This is a genomic window from uncultured Zoogloea sp., assembly GCF_937894855.1.
GTDB lineage: Bacteria > Pseudomonadota > Gammaproteobacteria > Burkholderiales > Rhodocyclaceae > Zoogloea > Zoogloea oryzae.
Genome location: NZ_CALAYQ010000100.1, coordinates 42,468 through 50,803 on the forward strand (window position 1 = coordinate 42,468; position 8,336 = coordinate 50,803).

Annotated in this window: 7 protein-coding genes; 5 read left to right on the forward strand and 2 right to left on the reverse strand. The window is 64.5% G+C overall.

The window, feature by feature from the left end; all coding sequences use genetic code 11:
• Nucleotides 1-49 precede the first annotated feature (49 nt).
• Complete coding sequence (gene fabI / locus Q0672_RS12540) at nt 50-847, reverse strand: enoyl-ACP reductase FabI (protein ID WP_153163028.1); 798 nt, start codon at nt 845-847, stop codon at nt 50-52.
• 107 nt (nt 848-954) lie between these two features.
• Between fabI and Q0672_RS12545 the strand changes: the two genes are divergently transcribed.
• Entirely contained in the window at nt 955-3,144 is a 2,190-nt protein-coding gene (locus Q0672_RS12545) for an ABC transporter substrate-binding protein (protein WP_298622633.1), read from the forward strand.
• Between the two features lie 203 nt (nt 3,145-3,347).
• On the opposite strand, the gene Q0672_RS12550 is transcribed toward Q0672_RS12545, so the two are convergent.
• Nucleotides 3,348-3,728 (reverse strand): rhodanese-like domain-containing protein, encoded by a 381-nt coding sequence (locus Q0672_RS12550; RefSeq protein WP_153163030.1) that lies wholly within the window; start codon nt 3,726-3,728, stop codon nt 3,348-3,350.
• A 192-nt stretch (nt 3,729-3,920) separates the two neighbouring features.
• Between Q0672_RS12550 and Q0672_RS12555 the strand changes: the two genes are divergently transcribed.
• The 4 genes from Q0672_RS12555 (at nt 3,921) to Q0672_RS12570 (ending at nt 8,213) form a co-directional block, all read left to right on the forward strand.
• Nucleotides 3,921-4,550: a cyclopropane-fatty-acyl-phospholipid synthase family protein gene (locus Q0672_RS12555; RefSeq protein ID WP_298622636.1), complete on the forward strand. Its 630-nt coding sequence runs from the start codon at nt 3,921-3,923 to the stop codon at nt 4,548-4,550.
• 514 nt (nt 4,551-5,064) lie between these two features.
• Nucleotides 5,065-6,240, forward strand: coding sequence for a hypothetical protein (locus Q0672_RS12560; protein WP_298622638.1), 1,176 nt, complete (start codon nt 5,065-5,067; stop codon nt 6,238-6,240).
• 6 nt (nt 6,241-6,246) lie between these two features.
• Nucleotides 6,247-7,797 carry a hypothetical protein gene (locus Q0672_RS12565; protein WP_298622640.1) on the forward strand — a complete coding sequence of 517 codons (1,551 nt, stop codon included), beginning with the start codon at nt 6,247-6,249 and terminating at the stop codon, nt 7,795-7,797.
• Nucleotides 7,794-8,213, forward strand: a complete 420-nt coding sequence (locus Q0672_RS12570; protein ID WP_298622643.1) for a hypothetical protein — start codon at nt 7,794-7,796, stop codon at nt 8,211-8,213. The genes Q0672_RS12565 and Q0672_RS12570 overlap by 4 nt, the downstream gene beginning before the upstream one ends.
• Nucleotides 8,214-8,336: the final 123 nt, after the last annotated feature.

Here is an 8,336-nt window from a genome sequence, read left to right on the forward strand (position 1 = left end):
CAAAAGGGCGACCCGTGGGTCGCCCTTTTTGCGCAGAACAGAACCGGGCTTACTGGCCGAGCGGTTCGGCGTTGCCCAGCGCGGTGGTGTTGAAGCCACCGTCCACGTACATGATCTCGCCGGTCATGCCGCTGGCGAGGTCGGAACACAGGAAGGCGGCAGCGTTGCCGACTTCCTCGATCGTAACGTTGCGACGCAGCGGGGCATTGTGCTCGTTGAACGAGAGCAGCTTGCCGAAACTGCCGATGCCGGACGCCGCGAGGGTCTTGATCGGGCCGGCGGAGATGGCATTGACGCGGGTGCCTTCGGGGCCGAGGGTGACCGCCATGTAGCGCACCGAGGCTTCGAGGCTGGCCTTGGCCATGCCCATGATGTTGTAGTTCGGCATGGTGCGCACCGCGCCCAGGTAGGACAGGGTGAGCAGCGAGCCGTTGCGGCCCTTCATCATCGGACGCGCGGCCTTGGCCAGCGCCGGGAAGCTGTAGGCGCTGACTTCCTGGGAGATGCGGAAGGCCTCGCGGGAGAGGCCGTCGAGGAAGTCGCCCTCAAGGGCTTCGCTGGGCGCGAAGGCGATGGAGTGCACCAGGCCGTCGAGGTAATCCCACTTCTGGCCGAGCTGCTCGAAGAGCCTGGCGATTTCCTCGTCGTTCTGGACGTCGCACGCGAACACCATCGAGCTTCCGAATTCGGCCGCCATTTTGGTGACGCGTTCCTGGAAGCGTTCGTTCTGGAAGGTAAAGGCAAGTTCGGCGCCTTCGCGGTGCATCGCCTTGGCGATCCCGTAGGAGATCGAGCGATTGGACAGCAGCCCGGTGATGAGAATGCGCTTGCCGGCAAGAAAGCCCATGTAAGGTGTCTCCTGTGAATAACCGCACAATTATAACGGATGCTCCCGGAGCGTGTGCTGCCGCTAATTTCGATGGCACCCGCAGAGTGATCCGGTAGACTCGCCCCATGCGCGCGATCCATTGCCCCACTTTATACCGGCGCCTTGCCGCTGTCCTGCTGGCCACCCTCGCGGCCGGCTGCGGCGAGGTGTGGAACGACCCCTATCCCGCCGCCGAGCGCGGCCGGAACATCCTGTATTCCGCCTTCACCCAGCGGCCCAAACATCTTGATCCGGTGCAGTCCTACAGCGAGGACGAGGCCACCTTCCTGTACCAGATCTACGAGCCGCCGCTCCAGTACCACTACCTCAAGCGCCCGTTCCAGCTGAACACCGCCGCCGCCGCGCAGATGCCCGTACTGCGCCAGTTCGACGCCGCCGGCAAGCTGCTGCCGCCGGATGCCGACCCGGCGCAGATCGCCCGCAGCGAATACGAGATCACGATCCGGCCGGGCATCCGCTTCCAGCCGCACCCGGCGTTTGCGGTCGATGCCAAGGGCCAGCCGCTGTATCTCGCGCTGACCGACAAGGATCTCGCCGACAAGCGCGCGCTGGGCGATTTTCCGGCCACCGGCACGCGCGAGCTGACCGCCGACGATTTCGTCTACCAGATCAAGCGCCTTGCCCACCCGCGCCTGCATTCGCCGGTGCTGGAGCTGATGGGCGATTACATCGTCGGCCTGAAGGATCTCCACACGAAGCTCGCCGCCGACGAGAAGCAGCGCAACGCCGACGGCAAGGGCGGCGCCTGGATCGACCTGCGTGACTACCCGATGGAAGGCGTCGAGGTCGTCGATCGCTACACCTACCGCATCCACATCAAGGGCACCTACCCGCAGTTTCCGTACTGGCTGGCGATGCCCTTCTTCGCGCCGGTGCCCGTCGAGGCCGACCGTTTCTTCGCCCAGCCGGGCATGGCCGAGCGCAACCTCACCCTCGACTGGTGGCCCATCGGCACCGGCCCCTACATGCTCCGCGAGAACAACCCCAACGCCCGAATGGTGCTGGCCCGCAACCCCAACTTCCGTGGTGAGGCCTACCCCTGCGAAGGCGAGGACGACGACAAGGCCGCGGGCCTGCTGGCCGATTGCGGCAAGCCGATTCCGTTTGTCGATGAGGTGGTCTTCACCCGCGAAAAGGAAAGCATTCCTTACTGGAACAAGTTCCTGCAGGGCTACTACGACGCATCCGGCGTATCGTCCGACAACTTCGATCAGGCCGTGCAGATGGGCGGGCAGGGCGACGTGACCTTGTCCGACGAGATGGTGGAGAAGGGCATCAAGCTCAACACCTCGGTGGCGCCCACGGTGATGTACATGGGCTTCAACATGCTCGACCCGATCGTGGGCGGCACCAGCGAGCGGGCTCGCAAGCTGCGCCTGGCGATCTCCATCGCCATCGACCAGGAAGAGTTCATCTCGGTGTTCCAGAACGGTCGCGGCGTGCCGGCGATGCACCCGATTCCGCCCGGTATCTTCGGCTACAAGGCCGACGAATCGGGCGTGAATCACGAGGTGTACGACTGGGTGGACGGCCAGCCGCGCCGCAAGTCGGTGGATGAAGCCCGCCGCCTGCTGGCTGAAGCCGGCTATCCCGGCGGGCGCGACGCCAAGACCGGCGAGCCGCTGGTGGTCAACCTCGACACCACCGGCGGTGGCATGGGCGACAAATCCACCGTGGATTGGCTGACCAAGCAGCTGCGCAAGCTGGACGTGCAGCTGGTGGTGCGCGCCACCGACTACAACCGCTTCCAGGACAAGATCCGCAAGGGCAACGCCCAGCTTTTCTACTGGGGCTGGAACGCCGACTATCCCGATCCCGAGAACTTCCTGTTCCTGCTCTACGGCCCCCAGGGCAAGGTGAAGAGCCAGGGCGAGAACGCCTCAAACTACGAAAACCCCGAGTACGACCGGCTCTTCGAGCGCATGAAGGCGATGCCCGACAGCCCCGAGCGCGCCGAGATCATCCAGCGCATGCTGACCATCCTCCAGCACGACGCGCCGTGGGTGTGGGGGATGTATGAAAAGGCCTACACGCTCCAGCACGGCTGGCTGTACAACCGTAAGCCGGGCAAGATCATCCGCAACACGCTCAAATATCAGCGGGTGGACGTGGCCCAGCGGGAGCGGATGCGCGCCGAATGGAACAAGCCGATGGTGTGGCCGCTGGCGCTGGTGGCGCTGCTTGGCGTAGCGATGGTTGCGCCGGCGGTGGCTCACTACCGGCGGCGTGAGCGGTCAGCGGCGGCCGAAAAGTAGGCGCGCCGGGATCACATGCGCCGCCAGTGCGCCTAGCTGGCGATCGCCCGCCATTCCTCGTTGGCCATTTAGTACAGCCCGTACCCGGTCAGCGCCAGCAAGGTGGCCGCACCGTGGATGTGCATGGCCCAGGGAAACAGGGGTGATTTTCGTGCGGGAAAATTGACGGCGCGCAAGATTTACGCGCCGGGCGGGCGGTTGAATCAGTCGAATGCCGGCATGGCGGGCTTCGCGACCGGCTTGCCGGCTGCAACCCAGGCGTCGAATCCGCCGGTGATTGACCGCACCTGGAGATAGCCCATCTCCTGCAGCGCAGCGGCGGCAAGGGCGGCGCGGCCGCTGGTCTTGCAGTAAAGCACGATGGCTTGATCCCGGGCAGCGAGTTCGGGCGCGCCGCTCATGCGAAACTCCAGCACGCCGCGGGAGATGTGGATGGCGCCAGGAATGTGGCCGGCCGCGTACTCGTCGGCCTCGCGTACATCGATCAGCACCTGGGCGTCACGGATGGCCTGTTCGGCGTCGGCAAGAGGAACTTCCTGAATGCGGCTTTTGGCGGCAAGAACCAGATCGTGGGCAGACTTCATACGGGGTTTTCTCCTCAATGGACGATGCGCGGCAAGCGCGGGACGCTCATTATATTAGACTTCTCTAATTTTCAAGACGGCGAGCTTCCGGCAGGGGCATCCGGTCCGCGTTTTGAACGAAGTGCGGATTGATCCGTCTCTTCTGGAAACCCGCCCGCGCGTGACAACGACACCCAATCAAGGAGACAAGCCATGACTCAGGAAAGCATCTGGAGCACGCGCTACCGGGAAGCCGGCGAGGAATACCTCTTCGGAACCGAACCAAACCGCTTTCTGGCCCGTCGCCAGGGCCTGCTCGAAGGCGGGCGGACGGCGCTGTCGGTGGCCGACGGTGAAGGGCGGAATTCCGTATGGCTGGCCGAACAGGGGCTGGACGTCACTGCCATCGAGATCTCCGCCGTCGCCATCGAAAAGGCCCGCCGCCTGGCCGCCGGTCGAAAGGTGAGCGTGGATTTCATCCAGGCCGACATGCTGGCGCCGGGCTGGCCGCCAGAGGCGATGCAGGGGCGCTTTGACTGGGTGATCGGCGTCTTCATCCAGTTTGTCGGGCCCGAATGGCGGGAGCGCCAATTTGAAACGATGAAGGCGCTTACTGCGCCCGGCGGCTGCATCCTGCTGCAGGGCTACACGCCGAAGCAGCTCGAATACCGCACCGGCGGTCCGTCGGCGGTCGAGAATCTCTACACCGAAGAAATCCTCCGCGCGGCCTTCGCCGACTGGACGATCGAGGAACTGGCAAGCTACGAGGAAGACATCACCGAAGGCGCAGGTCACAAGGGCCGCTCGGCGCTGATCGGCATGGTGGCACGAAAGCCGGGCTGAAGTCCGCGGTGGCGCCGAGCGGTTGTGTCGCTCGGCGTCGAGGCAAAAAACTATCGGCACGGTTACATCGGAGTTTGCCGAGGCGATGCGTGGATTCGTTGGATAGGCGTACGCCGCGGCAAACACGGGTTTCAACTCCCTATTTAATATGTTCTGAAAATTACTGTTTTCAGAAATTTAGAGTTATGTCGATACACCCCCTCGGCACGCCCCATGACGCACCCTCTCATCTCCCCGTCCAAAGTAAACGAAGCGTCTTCAATCCTCGGCCACACCGCCAGCAACCAACGATTGTCGGCCCGGGTGCTCCGCTCGTCGGACCAGAGGCTCCCCCGATAGCTGGAAAACGAATCGCTCTGAAGTGCCAATACCCTTGCGTGGCACGACCGGGCGCGATTTTGCGGACACTGCCGGATCGACATCGAGCCGGTAAATCCGCCTGGACTACCCAATCAGACTAGCGACGGCTCCGCTACAATGGCCGGAAGTCCATTCGAGGAATGCTTCCACACCCATGGCAACGCCAGTTAACGACACCTACACCGTGCCCGCCGGCCAGTCGATCAATGCCGGCCGATCCTTGTCGGTCGCTGCACCGGACGCAACGGGTGGCACGGTTGCCCAGCTGCTTGCTGGCTGGTCCGGCACCGGTTTCCAGTTGCTCACCACCCTGCCCGATCTCCCCATCTACGACGCTTCCGGCCACGCTGGCAGTGCCTGGGACGAGGGCCGGCAGCGGCTGTGGATCTTCGGCGCTGAAACCCACGGCACCGCCCAGACCCGCAACGCCATCTACTGTTGGGATGCCAGGGACGGCCTCCTCAAGCGCCAGTACGCGCCAGATCCGTGCCCCGGCGCCTATCACATCAGCGCCGACGGTTTTCTCTACGCCGATGCCGCCAACAGCCGCCCTTGGGGCATGCACGCGTTTCGAACCCTGTGGTTCGACGCTGCAACCAAAGAGGTCGGAGTTGCCTACGATGCCTACGACCACGCCCTATGGACGCCGCCCTACGATGCGCCTGCGATCGACATCGAATCCCGCAAATGCCCCTTCTGGTACTACAACACCGTCACCGGAAAATGGCGCAAGCAGGATTCTCCCGCGATCACGGCGTATAACCGGGCTGGCACGGGTACCGCATCCACCCGCGTCCCTGGCGACGGCTGGTACCGGGTGAACGACGCCTACATCTGGCACCTGTCGGAAGACGGCACCACCCGCACCGTGGGCAACTACTCGGGCAAGGTTCCGCCGCTGATCCAGCACTTCGCGCATCTGGTCGGGCGCAACATCGTGCAGATCGGCGGCTACTACGACACGCCGGGCAGCTTCCTCGGCTCCATTCATCCCCTGGATGATCTCGCCGCGTCCCGGGTGCTGATGGTCTCGGCCTTCCCTGCCCTTGCCGGCTGGGATGTGTCCAACTGCTGGTCGGCGCCGATGCCCGACGGCCGGATTGTTTTCGGTGCCCAGCAGACCGGCACGGGCCAGATCGGCGCGTTCATCCTCGACTGGAACAAGACCACGCCCACCGTCACCGACACCGGCCACCGGCTTGGCATCACCACCAGCAGAACGGTGGACCACTACGAACTCAAGGCTGCCTGGTCGGCCACCCACAACTGCGCCATTTTCATCACGAACCGGATGGGCGCAGGCGAAAAGGTTTTCGGACTGAGGATTTAATCTGACATGGCTCTGGCTCTGAATGCTTCCCACCCGCTGGCATCGCGCGTAAAGGTGCTGATCGGCGTTGATCCCGCCACCGGCACCCTCGTGGACCTCGCCCGCACGGGCGTCACCTTCACCCTCGATGCCGGTGTTTCCGGCTCGGTGGACACCCCCATCGGCAAGGGCATCCGCTGCACCGGATCGGGTACCGATTCGAGAGGTTTCAGCTTCACCGACTTCTCGATCGCCACCCAGGTTGCCCACGAAGGCACCCTGTTCATCGTCGTCAGCAAGATGACGGGCTACGGCGGCAACGGCTCCCAGCCCATCCGCCTGCCCGGCAGCACGCTGGCCTCCAACGCGATGATGGTCGGCTTCAGCCAGACCACCGGCAATGTCGGTCTCAACGACGGCAACCTGAGCAGCGCGCTCACCGAAATCAGCCCGATCCGCAACATCGTCGGCGACAACCAGTGGCACTCCTTCGCCGTCCAGCAATGGAGCGCCGGCGGATGGACAGCCCTCAATGGCGCGCTGTTCATGGATGGCGTCGACACCGGCGTCGCCATGTCCAACAAACCCGCCGACCGGATGCACATCAACGGCTTTGCGCGGAACATGTCCACCTCGTGGGCGGGTGATTTTGTCTGGATGGCGTTTTTCGACAAGAAACTGACAGCCGCCGAGATCTCCGGCCTTCACACCAGCATCGGCGCCGGCAACGCCTTCGCGCTCGTCACGGGCAGCGGCGCTGTAGTCACGCCCCCTTCCGGCGTGGTGACGATTGCCACCGTCACCCCGGCAACCACCAGCGCCAGCGTTGCCTACAGCTACAGCGCGTCGGATGCCACCGCTTACGAATATCGCCTCAATGGCGGCACGGCCGCGGCCCTCGGCGCTTCGCCTGCCACGCTTTCCGGCCTCACCGCCGGCACCACCTACACCCTCGAGATCCGCGCCACCAACGGTTCCGGCGCCAGCGCCTGGTCGGCCGCCCGCAGCTTCACGACCGCAGCCACCCCGCCGGCCGACACCACGGCGCCGACGCTTGCTGGAACCATCGCCATCAGCAGCCTTGGCTCCACCAGCTACACCGCGAGCTGGCCAGCAGCAACCGACAACGTCGCTGGCACCGGCTACGAATACCGGATCAACGCCGCCTCAAGCTGGACATCCACCGGCGCCGGGACGAGTGCGAACATTGCCGGCCGGACACCCGGTGCCACCGACACGTTTGAGGTCCGGGCCTACGACGCCGCAGGCAACCGCTCGGCAGCCCTCTCAAAAACCGTGACGCTTGCCGCTGCCGCAGCAGGCGGCCGGCTCTCGGTGGCTGATCCGCTCAAGAACAACGCCGGCGCGGTTCAAGCCAACCTGACCGGCATCATCGCGACGGTCCTCCGGGCATCGGACTTCACCGCGGTCGCAACGGTCGCCAACTTGACGACCAACAGCACCGGCATCCTCGCCAGCGTCACCCACGCCTCGATCGTCGCCGGCACCCAGTATCACCTTGCTCTCAAGACAGCAGGAGGCGGCATCGGAATCACCGGGCCGATCACCGCAGCATGAGCATCCGCATCGACACCAATCAGCTGATTGCCGGCGCTGTCGTCGTCGGCACGCCGGGCCTTGGCGTGCGAGCCGAGACCATCCCCTCAAGCGGCGACAACGGCCCGTCCATCCTCTACAACGACATCGCCCTCCCCGCTGACGCCGGAAAGGAAATCCGCGCGCAGGTCACCACCTGGCCAAGCGGCGGAACGCTCGATATCGGCGAGGACGGCGGCTTCACCTACACCGGCCCCTCCGGCTCCTTCCGCTATCAGCTATACGTGGATGGCGTCGCGGTCGGTGCCCCCGCAACCGTCACGCTCACCGTCGGCACTCCGCCGGCCGTTCTCCCCGGCTACCCCAACCCCGCCGACGTTCGCGCCGGCGTGGTGTACGGGCCGAACGGTGAGTACGTCGGCACGCTGGTGGTGTGACCCTTCATCCGCACCACCGCACCTGGTTCTCGAATTTTGCTAATGAGTACTTGGCAAAGCCATTATCGATGTCTATAATGCGCAGCTTGTCGGGGCGTAGCGCAGCCTGGTAGCGCACTTGCA